Source organism: Paenibacillus sp. 11B (assembly GCF_030487755.1).
Lineage (GTDB): Bacteria > Bacillota > Bacilli > Paenibacillales > Paenibacillaceae > Paenibacillus > Paenibacillus vandeheii.
On sequence record NZ_JAUKNS010000005.1, the window covers coordinates 54297 to 71444 of the forward strand.

General features: G+C 47.8%; 16 protein-coding genes. 3 read left to right on the forward strand and 13 right to left on the reverse strand.

Annotated features, from left to right (window positions below):
- Window position 1 precedes the first annotated feature (1 nt).
- From Q0V21_RS22400 to Q0V21_RS22445, 10 genes are all read right to left on the reverse strand, one after another.
- Window positions 2–1552 carry an extracellular solute-binding protein gene (locus Q0V21_RS22400; protein WP_301880691.1) on the reverse strand — a complete coding sequence of 517 codons (1551 nt, stop codon included), beginning with the start codon at window positions 1550–1552 and terminating at the stop codon, window positions 2–4.
- A 140-nt stretch (window positions 1553–1692) separates the two neighbouring features.
- Window positions 1693–4062, reverse strand: coding sequence for a DUF4962 domain-containing protein (locus tag Q0V21_RS22405; RefSeq protein WP_301880692.1), 2370 nt, complete (start codon window positions 4060–4062; stop codon window positions 1693–1695).
- A 34-nt stretch (window positions 4063–4096) separates the two neighbouring features.
- Window positions 4097–4864, reverse strand: a complete 768-nt coding sequence (locus Q0V21_RS22410) for an SDR family NAD(P)-dependent oxidoreductase (protein ID WP_024628841.1) — start codon at window positions 4862–4864, stop codon at window positions 4097–4099.
- Between the two features lie 30 nt (window positions 4865–4894).
- A complete protein-coding gene (locus Q0V21_RS22415; RefSeq protein WP_301880907.1) occupies window positions 4895–6730 on the reverse strand; it encodes a cache domain-containing sensor histidine kinase in 1836 nt (611 codons plus the stop codon).
- Window positions 6730–7767, reverse strand: coding sequence for a response regulator transcription factor (locus tag Q0V21_RS22420; protein WP_301880694.1), 1038 nt, complete (start codon window positions 7765–7767; stop codon window positions 6730–6732). Before Q0V21_RS22420 ends, Q0V21_RS22415 begins: the two co-directional genes overlap by 1 nt.
- Window positions 7768–7809: 42 nt before the next feature.
- Window positions 7810–8688, reverse strand: a complete 879-nt coding sequence (locus Q0V21_RS22425; protein ID WP_024628844.1) for a carbohydrate ABC transporter permease — start codon at window positions 8686–8688, stop codon at window positions 7810–7812.
- 12 nt (window positions 8689–8700) lie between these two features.
- The gene (locus Q0V21_RS22430) at window positions 8701–9618 is read right to left on the reverse strand and encodes an ABC transporter permease (RefSeq protein WP_053784167.1); all 918 of its coding nucleotides are present in this window, start codon (window positions 9616–9618) and stop codon (window positions 8701–8703) included.
- A 56-nt stretch (window positions 9619–9674) separates the two neighbouring features.
- Window positions 9675–9884 carry a tautomerase family protein gene (locus tag Q0V21_RS22435; RefSeq protein ID WP_094939836.1) on the reverse strand — a complete coding sequence of 70 codons (210 nt, stop codon included), beginning with the start codon at window positions 9882–9884 and terminating at the stop codon, window positions 9675–9677.
- 276 nt (window positions 9885–10160) lie between these two features.
- Window positions 10161–11126, reverse strand: a complete 966-nt coding sequence (locus Q0V21_RS22440) for an alpha/beta hydrolase (protein ID WP_301880697.1) — start codon at window positions 11124–11126, stop codon at window positions 10161–10163.
- Entirely contained in the window at window positions 11123–11752 is a 630-nt protein-coding gene (locus Q0V21_RS22445) for a TetR/AcrR family transcriptional regulator (RefSeq protein ID WP_301880698.1), read from the reverse strand. The genes Q0V21_RS22440 and Q0V21_RS22445 overlap by 4 nt, the downstream gene beginning before the upstream one ends.
- Window positions 11753–12013: 261 nt before the next feature.
- On the opposite strand from Q0V21_RS22445, the gene Q0V21_RS22450 reads away from it, so the two are divergent.
- Both Q0V21_RS22450 and Q0V21_RS22455 read left to right on the forward strand, forming a co-directional pair.
- Entirely contained in the window at window positions 12014–12592 is a 579-nt protein-coding gene (locus tag Q0V21_RS22450; RefSeq protein ID WP_079349892.1) for a TetR/AcrR family transcriptional regulator, read from the forward strand.
- 87 nt (window positions 12593–12679) lie between these two features.
- Window positions 12680–14866, forward strand: coding sequence for a YhgE/Pip domain-containing protein (locus Q0V21_RS22455; protein WP_301880699.1), 2187 nt, complete (start codon window positions 12680–12682; stop codon window positions 14864–14866).
- 133 nt (window positions 14867–14999) lie between these two features.
- Here Q0V21_RS22455 and Q0V21_RS22460 read toward each other — a convergent pair whose 3' ends face one another.
- Window positions 15000–15341 (reverse strand): DUF4190 domain-containing protein, encoded by a 342-nt coding sequence (locus Q0V21_RS22460; protein WP_079349894.1) that lies wholly within the window; start codon window positions 15339–15341, stop codon window positions 15000–15002.
- A gap of 179 nt (window positions 15342–15520) precedes the next feature.
- Between Q0V21_RS22460 and Q0V21_RS22465 the strand changes: the two genes are divergently transcribed.
- Window positions 15521–15898: a hypothetical protein gene (locus Q0V21_RS22465; RefSeq protein ID WP_079349895.1), complete on the forward strand. Its 378-nt coding sequence runs from the start codon at window positions 15521–15523 to the stop codon at window positions 15896–15898.
- A gap of 282 nt (window positions 15899–16180) precedes the next feature.
- Here the strand turns inward: Q0V21_RS22465 and Q0V21_RS22470 are convergent, their stop codons facing one another.
- Both Q0V21_RS22470 and Q0V21_RS22475 read right to left on the reverse strand, forming a co-directional pair.
- Entirely contained in the window at window positions 16181–16450 is a 270-nt protein-coding gene (locus Q0V21_RS22470) for a hypothetical protein (RefSeq protein WP_024628856.1), read from the reverse strand.
- A gap of 11 nt (window positions 16451–16461) precedes the next feature.
- Window positions 16462–16950 carry a hypothetical protein gene (locus Q0V21_RS22475; RefSeq protein ID WP_024628857.1) on the reverse strand — a complete coding sequence of 163 codons (489 nt, stop codon included), beginning with the start codon at window positions 16948–16950 and terminating at the stop codon, window positions 16462–16464.
- Window positions 16951–17148: the final 198 nt, after the last annotated feature.

Genomic DNA, 17148 nt, shown 5'->3' on the forward strand with positions numbered 1-17148 from the left:
TCTAGCGACGCGGCAAAGATACGCCTTCACCGTCCTTGAATTTCTGCGTGGCTTCCTCAATCGCACGATCCCCGCCTTTAGATTTCCATTCCTCAACCACTTTCGGCCAATCGGAGATCGGCTCCTTCCCGTATACCATCTTGATCATGTGTGTGAGCAATACTTGAGGAGGTGTATCCGAATTGGGAGCAATATCGGGATTCTGTACAAAGGCTTCCAACCGCGGATCAAAGTTGATGCCATCCCGGCCTTCTTTTGCTAAAACAGTATCGTAAATATTCATCAGCTTTCTGCCTTCTTCTGTCAGCGATAACGAGCCTTTGTTGTACGTCGTATCCTGTACGAACCATAAGAACGACTGACGGTAACGCTCCTCATCCACGCCAGCAGAGTCTGTCGGAGCTGTATATGAAATCACGCCATTATCCTCTGTGTAGGTCTCTCCTTCCGTGCCGTACGTGAAAAATTTCTCCGCTTCATCTGACACCATCCAGTTAAAGAAACGGATAATGGACGCCGGATCAGCCGCATCTTTGTTAATAAAGTAAGCCCGTGTCACCGGACCGTACAAATAATAACCACCTTTTCCGTCCGGGCCGACAGGTGAAGGGATAATCTCGATTTTGGCATCGGGAACTGACGCTTTAATCTGCTTCTCCCACTGGATCAGTTCGTTGGCGTTCATGGACCACATGCCCGCTTTGCCAGAGAGAATCGTATTTTTGAAAACCGTTGAATTAATGGTCGCGAACTCTTTGTTAATGAGCCCTTCCTCGTACATGGTCTTGTAGACGGTAAGGGCTTGCTGCATATTCTCATTATCCATAAACTTCGGTACAACCTGGTCGCCCTGCTGCTCCATCATGGACAGGAATTGCTGTACGTCATAGGCACCGAAAAAGGTATCTGCATACTTGAAATCTTCACGCCCCATATATGGATTCTCCACACCAAGCTTCTTAAAGGCACGTAAAACGTCCATAGTCTCCTCGACCGTAGTGGGCACCGGTAGCCCCGTTTGATCCAGCAAATCCTTGCGAATCCAGGTTGCCCGACGAGATGGATTGGATAAATATTCGGGGATGGCGTAAATATGGCCGTCATGGGTTACCTGGTCCCAGGCTTCTTTCGGCACGGCTTTGAGCAAATCTTGCCCGTACTGCTGCAGCAGTTCATCCAGCGGCTGAAATACCCCGGCCTCGACCGATCCGGCCATCTCTTTACCGTTGACCCCGCCGTCACCCTGCACCACATCAGGAATATCGTTGGTGGCAAACATCTGGACCATTTTCTGCTCATATTCCTTATGAGGCACCAGGACGATTTTCAGATCGGTATGGGTCAGATCCTCCAGCTTCTTGACCCATTTATCCTTGTTAATGTCCGGTGACTTCTCCACATACGTATACGCCAACGTACGCAACGACATGGAGAACTTCGTTTTGCCGTCCCCCCCGCTCTCACCGGATGCCGCGCCGCTCCCCTTGTTGCACCCTGTCATGACAGCTGCCACCAGCAATAGCGCCATGCCTGAGACCATCCACTTTTTCATGCTACCCCTCTTTTCATCCTGATTTAGATTTAGGTACCACTCTTTGGTGAAGCGCTTTCAAATTAGATGTTAAAACATCCCCACCGCTGCAACAATGGGGATGTTTTAGATGAGATTGCGTTTTCTTTAGGTCAGCACCTCTAGTACGTCTTGGATACCTCAATCTTCTTCGTTACACCGTTGTCGGTGAAGTAGAGATGGATGCCGTGATCCTGGTCATCGATGAAATAGGGGACATACTTCGGCTCCTCGACCTTATACGGTACAAGCAGTGTTACAATTCTATGGCTTGAGGCAGGCCGCGTTTCCGCGCTTAGATGATAATGCTTTTCCAGCCCTTCGTACTCTGCCGGGTCCACCTCTGCGAATTGATCCGTCTGGCTGAGCGCCAGCTCACCGGAGGAAGCATAGACAAAAGTCCCTTCTAACCCTGCCTTATTTCCGTTTAGACGGAAGCTCTGCCCTTTCAGCTGTAGCGGGTGCAGTGCATGGAACAGCCATTGAACGCTGTCCGGCTTCTCCAGATCAATGTGGTCCACAATAACGAAGTAGGATGATTGCAGAAAATGGATTTCACGTACAACACGCTTCACATGTGGTACGGTGCTGGCGTAGGCATCGGTCGCTACCGCGCGTACATAACCATCACCGTCTCGCCAATAGGCTTCTTCAATCTGTCCCGTTGCGGCCATATTCAGCACCTTGTTGTTCTCGGCGTACTGTCCTGCTCCACCAATCAGCAGGTTGTTTTTGGAGCGCGTCTGCCTGCGCCATTCCCGGTGAAAGGAGCTGCCGTGCGCGATATAGTAGCCAGTATCCGCGGCGAGCGGCTCACCGAATGCATGCAGAGTGAAGCTGTTCTGGTCCGCATGACTGTGGCTGATGGAGCCATACCGGCTCGACTTGAGCAGCAGCATCATATGCTCATCCGGATTATCCATCCGGTGATGCATGGCTACCCACCCCACATCCCGGAACCACTTGAGCGGTTCGATGTCTACAGGAGACTCTTCCTCCACCTGGGAGTAATCGTGGCGGTATACCAAGTCGTCAAAGTTAAAGTCCCACCAACCGTAATTATAAAAAGCTCCCTCTGTCCCCGGATCGGATTGGCGTACACGTTCAAAGTACCACTGATACCAACGATTGCCTGTAACACCCGCCAGTTGGCGGACAAGATAGCCTGTTTTCAAGTTTACCGGGTCACCCAGCGTAGACTGATCTCCGAAGCTGGCGCGCCGAGCATCAGGAGGGTATACGTAGAGTGGAAAATCCCCGGTACGCTGGAAGAACGGCCGACGGAAGAAGTCGATGCCCGCGTAGTTTCGCAACAAATTCATTGCTTCGGTCACATAGGCCATGCCTGTTGTCCAGTACATCGGACCCTCGGCCCAACCTCCATCACTTCCTCCCCAAGGGGAGTACAGACAGGCATAATAATCGATCGCATAATCCAGCCACGCTGCGGCCTTTGGTTCCTCATGCAGCAAGGCCATACAGCAAGGTACAAGCACGGAGGACAATGAACGCACCGCATGGCTGTCGTAAGGCACATGATGGATCTTCGAGCGAACCATCACATGCTGGGCCACCTGCTCTGTCCGCCGCAGCAAACTGCGCCTTACCACATCTTGCTCTTCGCTGTTCAGCTCATCATGCAGCCAGTCATAACCCCAAGCCAGCGCGGCGGCAACCCGAAAGGCTGCCTCGTCATTATAATCGCGGGATGTCGTTCCCTCCGTATCCCAGGCTGCCACATGCAGCAGCCATGTTTTCGCCGCTTCAAGCAACCGTTCGTCACGAAGCACCCGGCCAGCGATGCTCAGATGACGAATGGCATATAACACTTCCTGACAGTCAATATACATTTGACGCCATAACGGAGCGACGCGTTTGTTATCCGGGTAAGGCAGCGGTTCACTAATCGGCTCGCGGTTTGCCCACGGCTCAACGGAATTTGCCATAAATACATCCCAGCCGCAATATGAGGGATCGGACGCAATGTCATCTGCAAGTGCCTGCAGCCCACTTACTCCGAGCCATAACCGGGGATGAGCCGTGTCCGTGGAAACATACCGCTGTGCCCGAGAAGGTATCGGTGTCTCGGGTAATCCCGCTGGTACCGTAAACCGCCGCACCTCACTCCATGCCGACATTTCCTGCTGCTTCCCCAGAACGGCGTCCACTTCGGCTTCGCTTCCTTGCTGAACTTGATGATCTACAAGCAGCGCATATCGCCAATAATAATTCCCCGGTTCAAACACCCGGTCCGGCGTAAAAAAATTATATGGAAGCGGTGCAAAGGTCCTCGTCTCTTTTTCCTGAAAAGATGGCCCCACTGACACCTGTAGAATATAGGCATTCTCATCCTCCTGCTGTGCCGCCATCCAGGTAAACCTCGGTGGATTCTCTGCCAGAACGGTATGTTCATCAGGCTCATAGTCCACATGGAACGGCCCGCTGATTGGTTGGTATAACGGTCTTTCTGCAAGTTTCCGCTTCACTTCCATCGTATCGTCCCCTCCTTATCGCAATGGTGTAGCATCAACGCATATACATTCCGCCATTGATTTCAAGCGTTTCTCCCGTTATAAAAGAACCCAACTCCGAACACAGGTACAGCGCCGCACCTGCAACATCCTCGGGACTGCCTTCCCGTCCAAGGGGAATGCTGCTTACCGCAGAAGATCGGCCTTCCTCCGAGGTGAACGTTGCATGGAACGCCGTTTGCCCGATGAAGCCCGGTGAGAGGGCATTAACCGTAATCCCGCCAGGAGCCAGCTCCTTGGCAAGCCCTTTAGTTAACGCGATGACTGCTGCCTTGGAGGCTGCGTAAATAGCTGCACCCGGACCGCCACCATTATGAGCCGCTACCGAAGTCAAATTGATTATTCGACCACCTCCAGCTGCCTTCATGCCTGGAATGACCGCTTTGGAGACAAATACGGCACTTTTCAGATTCACATCCATAATTCGGCTGTAAAGCTCCTCGCTCATCGTTTCAATGGGGCTCCGCTCCACCAGATGTCCCGCATTATTGATCAACAGGTCAATCGGACCACCAAAGCGGAGCGTAATATCCCCAACCATCGATTCAATCGCATCCGTATTCGTCACATCTGCCTGAAATGCTGCTGCTTCACCGCCAGCATCCCGAATTGCAGCCACAACCTCCTCAGCCCGATCCATATTATGCAGGCCATTCACAGCCACCTTTGCCCCGCAACGAGCCAATGCCCCAGCAATGGCAGCCCCAATCCCTCCGCTAGAGCCTGTGACCAGCGCAATTTTGTTCTGCAAGTTAATATTCATTTTCTATCGTCCTCCCTGTTATAGGTTCAATTAAATCCGCTTACTATGCTGATCCGCCGGAAGCGCCATCGTAATGGTCGTTCCCAATCCTTGCTCACTCTCAATCATCAAGCCATACGTTTCTCCAAATACCAGCTGAATTCGGCGATGGACATTCATGAGCCCGATGCCCCCGCGATGGTACACATCATCGGAATCTTCGCCTGCCAGGCGGTTCAATTCCAGACGTCGACGCAGCTTCTCCAAGCGTTCCTCACTCATGCCCATGCCGTTATCCTGAACGATGACAAGAAAGCGATCTTCAAGACGCCGAGCGTCGATTCGGATAAAGTGACCGGGCTCCATGCCTCGCGGAAAAGCGTGTTGTAACACATTTTCCACCAGTGGCTGGAGGGTGAGTCGAACCATTTTCTCCAACAACAGATCCGGTCTAATGATGACCTCCACTTCGAGTTCCCGATCCATGCGATGCTTCATGATGGAAAGGTAGGCCAGCACATGTTTCAGTTCATTCGCAACCGTGATTTCCTCCAAGTTCGTCTGAATGGAATAACGGAGCATATGGGCCATTGATTCCACCATTTGCGTAATTTCTTCTGAATCCTGTACAACGGCATAACATTTGATCGTCTCCAGGGTGTTGTAGAGGAAATGCGGATTGATCTGCAACTGAAGTGCCTGAAATTCCGCACGGTGCCGTTCCAGCGCCTCCTGCTGAAGCTCGATCTCCGATTTCTGACGGCGCAGTTCCGATTCATACACACGCTCAATCATGTCCGACAAGCGGCTGACCATCAGATTATAACTTCGAATCAACACGCCGATTTCATCGCGCCTTTCCTTCATCTCCACCTTGTTCCAGATTCCCTTCTCGGTCTGTCTCATTCCGTTCATCAGCACACGAATCGGTTCCACCTGAGAAGCGCCGATTCGATAGGCCACGACCAGTGCAGCCAGCAGGGTTCCTGCACCAACCCACAATGTGGTCGAGCGAATCGTTGCAATCGGTCGTTGAAGCTCCTCCAGAGGCACGGAAGCAACAAAACGCCAGCCAGAATAATTGGAAAGCTCCGAAATGGACAGCCGTTTGGTGCCATCCGTGTTCAGTTCAAGCGAGCCCGCCTCCATTTGCATAAGTCTGTTTACGCTGCTGGATGGCATCGCTGTCTGCGCCTCTGCCTCACCGGGAGTATAGATAACCGTTCCGTTCTGATCTATCACATACTGATATCCGCCCTGGCCGAGATCGAGTTCTCCCCATATTTTGTCAAGCTCCAGCACATTCACTTCCATCGCCAGTACACCGTTTGGGGTATAGGAGGACACTCCTCTGATCCGCCGCGCAATCGTAATGACATTGGCACTCTGCTCGCTGCGAATACTGCGTGTAAGCAATGTAGATTCGCCGTTTGCAGGCGTTGCGGCCAGTAGCTCCTTATATTGAAGAGCCGCGTCCATATCCGGTATACCGGCTGAATTCTGGTTGTCATCAATGACAACACGCCCGTTTTCCCCGATAACATACAGAAACTTGATCTGCGGATATAACATAAAAACAGGCGGGAACACGTTCGTTTTGATCTGACGGCTGTATTCGTAATAGGCATAACTATCCTCCGGATTCATGTCCAGAAATTGCTTAACACTTCCACTCGCCAGAATGGAGTACGTGGCCCGATCATAATTTTGCAAATACAGGTCGGTCTGGTACGCCGTATTGCGCATCGTCTGGGCGATGTTGTCCGCAAGCTGGTCGTTCATTTCGGTTGAGGCATAGGTATAGGTAAACAAGCCGATGGCGGACAGAGAAAGTGTAATCACGATCGCAAAATGAAAGAACAGGCGGATCGACAGGCTGCGCTTCATCACTCAATGCCCAACTTGCTGCGATACTCGGACGGTGTCAGTCCGGTAATCTTCTTGAACGTCTTCGTAAAATGGGGATGATCCGCATACCCCACTTCGTAGGAAATATCCGTAATCCGGTTACCCGGCTGTTCCAGCATGCGCTTGGCCAGTTCCATTTTGCTGCGTATCCGGTATTGGATAAAGGTCTGACCTGTCGTCTGTTTGAACAGCTGGCTGAAGTAGGATGGGTTAAGCCCCAGCTTGGCTGCAATCTCATCCAGCGATACTTCACGGCGCAAATGCTTCTCCAGATAGGCTTTTGCTTCTTCTACCGGATGCTTGCGCTTGCCGCTACGCTTTTCCTTGATCGTCTTCATTAATCTGTGAATCTCGTTGCCCAGAGTCTCAAAGCATTCTTTAGAGGAAGCGCTTACATTTATCTCGCAGGACGTACTCATCGTTCCGTTGCCACGTGCATTCATTCGGGCCACAATCAATTCGAGCAATTCCTGAAAAAGCTCCGCTGTCTGTTCAGGCATCAAGGAATATGCCGGATAACGACCAGACCATGCTGCGAGCAGCTCTGTCACATCGGACTGCCGTAACTCCCATATGGCCTCTTCCAGGCGCATCGCCCAATCATTCAGCTCCCTCACGGGTACAAGGGAAACTGTAGGTTTATCCTCTTCAGACGCAAGCAATTTGAGTAACAGCTCATGAAGCTCCTGTCGTCCCACAGGCTTCAGCAGATATCGCTTTACCCCATAATCCATACAGGCTCTTGCATATTCAAAGTCCGAATAACCGGAGACCACAATAATGCGTATCGTACTTCCTTGCTCGGATAAACGTCGACACAGCTCGATACCATCCATCGTTGGCATGCGGATATCCGTAAACAGGATGTGTGGCCGAAAGGCTTCAACCACCTGCAGTGCCTCTTCCCCATGTGCTGCCTGCCGAATCTCACAGTCGAACAGCCCCGCTTGCTTGATCATCTTCGCCAGACCCATCCGAATCATCGGCTCATCGTCCGTAATCAAGATTCTGAACATCGCCATTCCCCCGTTTCCGTCAGATCTGTATGCTTCTTGTACTTAAGATTTGACGGAGCCGACCATGATTCCTTTTACAAAATGCTTTTGCAGAAAAGGGTAAATGATAATAATCGGTAAGGTGGCGATGATGATCGTTGCCATTTTGATGCCTTCCGGCGATGTATGTGCAAGAGTGCTATAGACGGCAGAGCCCGGATCGACGGAAATATCGTCACTTTCAAACAGTTTCTTAAGTGTTACCTGGATCGGCCACCAGGCCGGATCATTCAGATAATATAGCGCGGTGGAGTAGGCATTCCAGTGGCCAACCGCATAGAAGATGCCGAGTGATGCCATGGCCGGTTTGGACAATGGAATGACGATACGCCAGATGATACCGAATTCCCCACAGCCATCGATGCGGGCAGCGTCGATCAGTTCACCCGGCAGCTGTGCGAAGAACGAGCGCATGACGAAAAAGTTAAAGGCATTAATCGCTCCTGGCACAATCAGTACCAGCGGATTGTTGACCAGATGCAGTTCCTTCATCAGGATAAAGTTCGGAATGAGCGGCGCCGAGAATACAACGGTCACTAGAACAAACATGACAACCAGCGAGCGCCCTTTGTACTCTGGACGGGAAACGGGATAGGCCAGCGATGCCGTTGCGGCGAGATTGATCAGCGTCCCGAACAGTGTCACCCCAACCGATACCGCAAATGCCCGCCAGAACGAAGCATCGCCGAATACATATTCATAATTGATCCAGGTAAAAGCAACAGGCCAGAAGCTGACCTTTCCGCCCATGATCGCTTCCGAGCTGCTGAGTGATTGGGCCAGCACATTAATGAAAGGCAGAATCATCGTCAACGAGAGCAGCGTAAGAAAAACGAGATTTCCAATGCGGAATATACGGTAACGGACACTGGGGGTACGCATCTATCTCGCCTCCTAATACAGGCTTTCGCCGGTTGTTTTTTTGCTGAAAAAATTACCCAGTAGAATAAGCATCAGGCCAACAACGGACTTGAACAACCCGATGGCCGTTGTATAGCTGTATTGCTGTGAGAGAAGCCCGGCTTTGTAGATGTACGTATCGAGAATTTCACCGGATTCCAGATTGAGCGGATTCAGGAATACGAACACCCGCTCAAAGCCCAGATCGAGGAACTTCCCGATGTGCAGCAGCAGCAGAATCATAATCGTCGGTAGCAAGGATGGCAGGGTAATCGACCATATTTGCTTCAAACGTCCGGCTCCATCCACCTCTGCCGCCTCATACAGATCGGGATTGATGCCCGCAATGGCAGCCAGGAAAATAATGGTGCCGTACCCGGAGTCGCGCCAGATTCCGGAACCGATTAGAATGGAACGAATGTATGAGTCTTCCCCAAGAAAGTAGATTGGCTGCATCCCCAGAAATCCAAGTGCCTTGTTCACCACCCCGGCATCCATCGAGAAAATCCCCATGAAAATACCACTTATGACGACCCAGGACAGAAAGTGAGGCATGTATACAATCGTTTGCAGCAAACGCTTAAACACAATCATCCGTACTTCATTTAGCAGAATGGCCAGTAAGATCGGAACCGGGAATGCAATCACCAGATCATATAGTCCGAGCAGAAGTGTGTTATTGAGAATCCGCAAAAAGTCATAATGGCTGAACATCTTCTGAAAATGCTCCAGACCTACCCAATCACTTCCGGTGATGCCTTTGAAAATGTTGTAGTTCTGAAAAGCAATGACCGAGCCGAACAGAGGTACATATTTGAAGAGGAAAAAATACAGGATGCCCGGTACCGAGAGCAGATATAGTATCCGGTATCGCCACAGATAACGTCCCGCATCTCCGAGCCGAGTGCCCATACCAGACGAATTAAGTCTGGCTGTTCCCCGGCTTGGCGGCGCGATATCCGCCGGCTTCACGTTTTCTCCCCTCCCTGCTTCTGTGATTGCATGCTTCTCAAATTATCAGGAACATTCTCGTCCCATGGGATTTCATTGAATTCAACGGAAATGTACTCCGGCTCACGATCGATAATACGTGAAAGCTCACGAGTGAACACCTCCACGATCTCCTGCTTTTGCTCATCCGTCCTGCCTTCATACAGCCTGATTGAAATTTCTGGCATCCGAGTTCAGCTCCCTTTCACCACGTAATGTAAACGCTTTAACAACTTCATCTTAGCGTTCCTGTGAGAGAGCAACAATGGACTGTCTTTTCGTTCACTTGTGTTTTCTTTAGGTGAGAGCAGCCCTGGTGTTCAACGCTTCCGGGCTAAAAAAATGTAGTTTATGTAAATTCAGCCTATAGCGGTTTTTCCCACTATAGGCTGAACATGCTTGAGATTATGGTTTTTTCACCTCGTTAGAGAGCCCTTCTACTAGTCAGCTCTCTAGGACTATATTTATTTTCCTACATACTCATCCAAAAAACGATCTACTCTTTGGAAATATTCAGTGGGGTAGTGGTTGATCGCATCGATGTGCTCCGTATTTTCCGGATACCATACTTCTGCGCTTGGATTATCTTTTAAGGACTCATAAATCACTTCTGTATTTTTATAACTAATTTGCTGATCTCCAGTACCATGGATGAGCATAACTGGCTTGTCTTGCATCTTTTTTACCGCATCCATAGGAGATACGGAATCAAGATCAACCTTATAGACCCAATTGGCCATCCAGGTCGATGTATAACTGAATGGGAACGCAGGTAAACCTGAAAAGAAAGGCAGACCCTCTCTCAGAAATAGACCGGCATTGCGAAACGGACTATCCGCGATTACAGCTTGGATGTCATCACTTTCACTCGCGGCCAGCAATGAAGTAGCAGCGCCCATTGAAAAGCCGATCACTCCAATGTTATCACCCGCATGATCCTTGGATTTTAAATAGTCTACGGCTCCCAGCAAATCGTATTTTTCATTGAGGCCCAGTGTAATCAAATCACCATCGGATTTACCTTGCGAGCTGAGATCAAATGCTAATATATTGTAGCCTTTTGGAACAAAATGCTCTACTAACTTCGGTGTCCGTCCTTTGACTAAACGATTGCTCGTATATCCATGGACGATAATAATCGTCTTATCGCTTGATTTAACACCAGTATGTGCAGGAAAGAAGGTACCTCTAATCGTATTATCATTTTTTAAACTCTTGAACTCGACCTCTTCGTAGGGAGTTTTATCGATATTCAGTTCGTAGCTAACATTCGTGTCTCTAGGATGGTGCAACAAGGTGTCTACTACTTTAAACGATATAAAAAACACAAGAGCCACCACAAGCAAAAACACGATTCCCAGGCTCCATAAAATTTTGTTCCGTTTTTTCACACGAACGTTCTGATTGGGCTCTAATGATGTTTGACTCATTCAGACTCCTCCAGTTTTTCTATAGGTGATATGGGTCCGAACAAATAAAAGGCATGCGCCTTCAGATTTTCCCACTCGGGATGATGAACAATACTTTCTCCAAGAGTTAAGGCAACTCCATTTAAGAAAGAGATATAGGCACGAGAAATCATTGCTGGAGAAAAGCTTTTGTTGAACTCTCCCATTAATTGTCCCTTGGCATAGACACCTTCGATTTCATCTGTCATTACCTTAATACTCTCAAGGACCTCCTGTGTAAGTTCAGGGAATCTTTCTCGTTGTCCTAAGACAGATTGGGCAAGCCGCAATTCATTGGTATAGAAGTAGATATGGTTGAATTGTTCTTTCACCATGTTCTTTATCAATGCGCCCGGCGTTCCCTCTTGTTGTAGACAAGCAATTGATTTCCTCTGAATATCAGCAAGCGGCTCAAGAACAGCGGCATAGAATAAAGCTTCTTTGCTAGGGAAATATTGAAAAATGGTTCCAGAAGTCACTCCCGCACTTTTCGCAATGATAGCCGTTGTGGTATTGGAATATCCACTTTCTGCGAACAGGACAACCGCTTCTTTTAGAATCTCTTTACGACGCTCCAGCCTTTTTTCTTCATTGATGGGTCTTGCCAAATGTAATTCCCCTCTCTTTAAATTTAGTTAATTAACTGATCAGTTAATTAATAATATATCTTTAATTACAACTTAATGCAAGAGCTAATTCAGCTACCCCTGAATAACCTTCTCACTCTCCCCATGTACATTATGACAAAGATCACATCCACTCTGCCTGTTCGAGTGCTACAGTTATAAACGACCAATTGACCAAATAAGTAATTTAGTCAATTCTCAGTTATCTTTTATCTTTCCATACGACTAGGAGGTGGATATGCTATGAAAACAATCGATCGAAGGCAACAGGTGATGGACTCAGCAGAGAAATCGTTCGCGTTATTTGGTTACAAGGCTACGACCATGGAGCAGGTTGCCAGACTTGCAAATGTAGGTAAAGGTACGATCTATACTTTTTTCGAGAACAAAGAAGAACTGTTCGGAGAGATCCTCCACTCCATCATTGCTGATATGAAGCGGATTACGGAACAAACTGTTCAAGACGACAAACCATTTCTGGAAAACGTGCACCTAAGCATGGACTCTTTGCTGGAGTATAGGGAGGAACATGAGCTATTGATCAAGCTGTTTCAGGAGGTGAACGAGTTCGGCACGCCACAGGCGAAAGAAGGCCTGCAAAAAGTAGAGACTGCAATTCTTGAATATTTAGAGCGCCAAGTAAGACGTGCCATGGAACTACAGCAGATTCGCGAGGACGACCCCAGACTGGTGTCTTTTGTCCTGCTGAAGCTGTATGTCACCTTAACATCCGATTGGAACAAAGCGCATCATTCACTGCACAAGGATCAGATCAAGGATTTCGTGGGCCTCTTTCTCAAAAGTGGATTATCCCCTACATAAAGAAAGATGTGAGGCTGAATCCTTTTATAAATTAGAGAAAGAGATAGATATAGCAACATAGTAGCGTAATGATGGGGAGAGAACATAATGAAATCATTTACTGTATTTGGGCAGGACTTAAAGTCCGCCTTCAAGAAACCAAAAGTATTTATTCCGATTCTCGTGGTGCTGTTCATTCCGGTGCTATATAGCGGCCTGTTCCTCAATGCATTCTGGGACCCTTACGGCAAAATGAATGAACTGCCTGTCGCCGTAGTCAACACGGATCAGGGGGCAACCTACAATGACAAATCGCTGGAAGTCGGACAGAATCTGGTCGATGAATTGAAAAAAAGTGACGACTTCAACTGGCAATTTGTGACCCGTGAAGAAGCCGAACAAGGCATGGAAGACAACACGTATTATATGACGATTGTTATTCCAGAGGACTTTTCTGCAAAAGCAACCACGCTAATGGATGACCATCCCCAACCGGCAGAGCTGATCTATGAACCCAATGAAGGATACAACTTTCTCGCGGGTCAGATTGGCGGGACGGCGGTCAAACAGATCAAATCCAAAGTCTCTGCCAAAGTGACGGAATCCTATACCGAAACGTTGCTGGATCAGGTGGAGAAAATCTCTAGCGGTCTGGCAGATGCCGGAGATGGCGCAGGTCAGATCAACGAGGGTGCGGTCAAGCTGGATGAAGGTGCCTCCAAGTTGAAAGAGAACCTATTCAAACTGGCCGATGGAACCGACAAACTCGAAACAGGCATTGCCCCGTTAAAAGAAGGCACTAGCACCTTGGCTCAGGGAATTGATGAGCTTCATACGGGAGCCAGCTCCCTTTCCAATGGTTTGTCCCAATTGGCGGCAGCCGGTACGAAGCTCGGTGACGGAGCAGCACAGGCTGAAGCTGGCGGCAAACAATTGCAGGCTGGGATTCAATCCGCTCAGGAAGGAGCCGCAAAATTGGACGCTGGACTGGCAGCAGCCGAGGAAGGCAGTGCCAAGCTGACCGTTGGATTGCAGAATACAGTCGGAGGCAGTGGAAAAGTAAGTGAAGGTGCCAAGGCCGTTGCGCAAGGTCTTGCCCAATTAGCTGAAGCCAGTCCAGAGTTAGCTGCTAACCCGGCTGTACAGCAGTTGCTGGCAGCAAGCAAGGCCGTTGCCGCTGGTAGCGAACAAGTATATCAAGGCGGACAGCAATTGCTCGAAGGCAGCCAAAGCCTGCAAGCAGCACAACAGCAGCTGCATCAAGGCAGCAGCCAGTTAGTGCAGGGTGAGCAGCAGCTTTTAGAAGGAGCAACGCAGTTGTCCGCTGGACAGGGTCAGCTTGCGACTGGCCTCCAGCAGTTCAACGCCAAATTGTCTGAGGCTGCCGCTGGCGGAGCCAAACTTTCAGAGGGTTCCCGTCAATTAAACGTAGGTGCAGGGAAACTGGTTGACGGGTTGAACCAACTTTCAGCTGGAATCACCACCATTGCCGATGGTTCCCGCAAGCTGGATAATGGCGCAGGAGATTTAAAAGAAGGTATCGCCAAGTTGACCGACGGCTCTGGTGAGCTTGCCACCAAACTGAATGATGCCGCCGATCAAACAGGCAGTGTGAAAAAGACGGATGAACTGGTAACGATGTACGCAGAGCCCGTTCAGGTGGATGAACATAAACATAACGAAGTGCCCAACTATGGAACAGGGTTCTCGCCATACTTCCTGTCATTAGGGCTGTTTGTCGGGGCATTGATTGCAACGTTAGTTGTGCCCACACGCGGCAGCTCGGTTACCGATGCGACTGGCTGGAATCGTTTTGTGAGCAGAACACTCACGTTCACGATCATGAGTGCCGTGCAGTCCCTGCTCGCCTCCTGGCTTGTATTGTCCGGCTTGGGCCTTGAAGTTCAAAGCGTGCCTTTGTTCCTTTTATTCAGCTTCGTTACAAGCCTCACCTTCATGTACATCATTCAGGCTCTGGTTACTTGGTTGGAGAATCCCGGCCGCTTCCTGGCAATCCTCATGTTAATCTTCCAACTGACCACCAGTGCAGGTACGTTCCCGTTGGAGCTCATTCCGAACTGGCTGAAAGGTTTCAACCCATGGCTGCCGATGACCTATTCGGTAACCGGGTATAAAGCTGTTATTTCGAGTGGACAGTTCGGTGTGGCTTGGGATCAGATCGGAATTTTGTGCCTCTTTGCCGTGATTGGTCTGGCGGCTACCTTTACGTATTTCATGGTGCATCGTACGAATGAAGGCGAGGAATTAAATAGTGAAGCAGTGCTTCACGTGTAGGATGGAAACATAAAAAGCAAGGCCTGTTGTAAGCAACGCCCTCGCCTCAATAACAGCGGGTGTTTGCTTATACACGGCCTTGCTTTTTTATGAAGAGACAAAAATGTAGATCGCCCTTCCTCATTCCTCGATCCTAATATGTAGAAGAAATCTCGCCACTAGAAAATGCGACAAATGCAACCAGTAGGAGCAAAATGATAATTGCATAAATCGCCGTGCCAATGATGCCACAGACAAGACCGGCAATGGCGAGTCCTCTTCCTTGTTCCATGCGAAGCTTGATTTCTTTAAGAGAAATAGATGCAAATATGATAGCAACAATTCCAATCAGAAACCCCAAGTATGGAATCATGATTGACAAAATTCCCATGACAAGCGCTGCGATAGACTTGCCATTGGTTTTGGGTACTACATAAGGTGGTGGCGGAAGCGGATCGCTATAATAACGATCTGCATCATGCTGACGTTGGTCCAAAGGTAAATCCTCCCTGTTTATTAAGTAGTCTCATTATACTTGATTAGCTGGGAAAATATGCGCCATTATTTGTAAATATTCCGGTTTTATTAAATATATTTACTTATTTGACCGGAAACACGGAGCACCTATGAACACAAAAATTATGATATTCTAATTTAAGGATAAGGAGGTTTATTATGTATAAGTTTGCACCTTTACTATTGTCGGTTACTTTTTTGATGACAGGCTGCAGTGGATCGGATAAGTCTGTCGAAGCTTTGAAGTCGATGGAACTTAATCAGGAAAATATGCATACCATCAAGGAATTACGTGAAGATAACGCTCGCCTTCAGGAACAGATCGCTCAAATTCAAGAGAACGTACATAGCGAGGAGCTCAGAAACAATTTAAGAGAAACTCTAAACATGACGTTTAAGCTGAAGGATTCGGACCACTTCATGCTGTTCATAGCCAAATACATCACGACAAAAGGTTCGGAAGGAAATATCGCATATGAGTTCTCTTTCGTCCGTTCGCCCGAAGGCGTTTGGCTGTTTGACGGATACGTCTCTTAATTGATCTTGAGATAGCCATAGCTGTAGTTTTCATAAATTCACTGACTCGGCCTTCATTAAACTCTCCAATAATAGAAATCAATATCGCTGTCTTCGTCTCCTGCACCTAGATGATCTTGAACCAAATCAACGTTTTTAAACGATCTACCTATTTTCAGGAAATAAAAGGAAATTTTAAACCCCCTCAAAAAAACAGGGGGTTTCTCCACAACCTGAAGCCATAAAAGTATAGCTATTTCTTATAAAGGAGTGCAGTGTTATTGAAACGAGCGAACTCTGATTTCAAACTTGTAAAAAATAAGTTGCTACAGCAAAAATAATAATATTAAAGGGCATGATGTAAACGGCCATTCTTTTGGCTTTTATTTTTCTTTCATAATTTGCTTTGTTAAATAGAAATTCAACAAAAAAAGTAGATGCACTGGTTACAGTTGCAAGGAAAAAATACAGTAAAACATTACTACTGTAAAATTGTGTGTATGCCAGCGAAAGTATTATTAGTAATAACAAGAAATTAGTTGAAATTATATAACGATCCAAGAATGTTTTCATCAATTATCCCCCTATGGGCATAATAAGGAGCCTCCAACCCATATAGCCCCTGTTATCGCCGTAATTGCGAACAGTGCTGGCGTGGTTGCAACACCCAAAATCAGCATTGCTGCATTCATTTGAACGCCGTGAAATAATCCGATTAGACTCAATGCAGTTGAACAGGCGCCATAGGGTTGAATAATTGGACCGTCTTTTTGGTTTTCTTCAATGAGGCCGTTAACCTGGTCAATATCTTTTCTTATCTGTTCATAACTGGTATTAGGCGCTTGATTGAGTATAGTTTCCTTTAACTGAGCTTCATCAACGAAATAAAATAACCCTGTTTTTTCATCGACTTTTAAATGCTCAATAAGCAGATTAGCAACTAATACTTCTTCTTTTGTCATACCATTCGCATCTACAGAGTTTTGAGCTTGAGCGTAGGTACTACCAACTAAACTAAAAAACATTGCTGACACCAACATAATGATAGAAAATTTGTTTTTCAACATCCTCATAATTCAAACAACTCCTTTATTTGGTATGAAATAATCATACACATACTTATAAATAATGTCAAATATATCCATATGTAATAAATTTTATATATTTATTATTGTGTTTATAATAACAAAGACCTGAACGGGCATATTTGTGTAGACAGAGGGGACATGCAACGTCTGCTTGTATCTTCAGAAATATCATCGACTACTGCT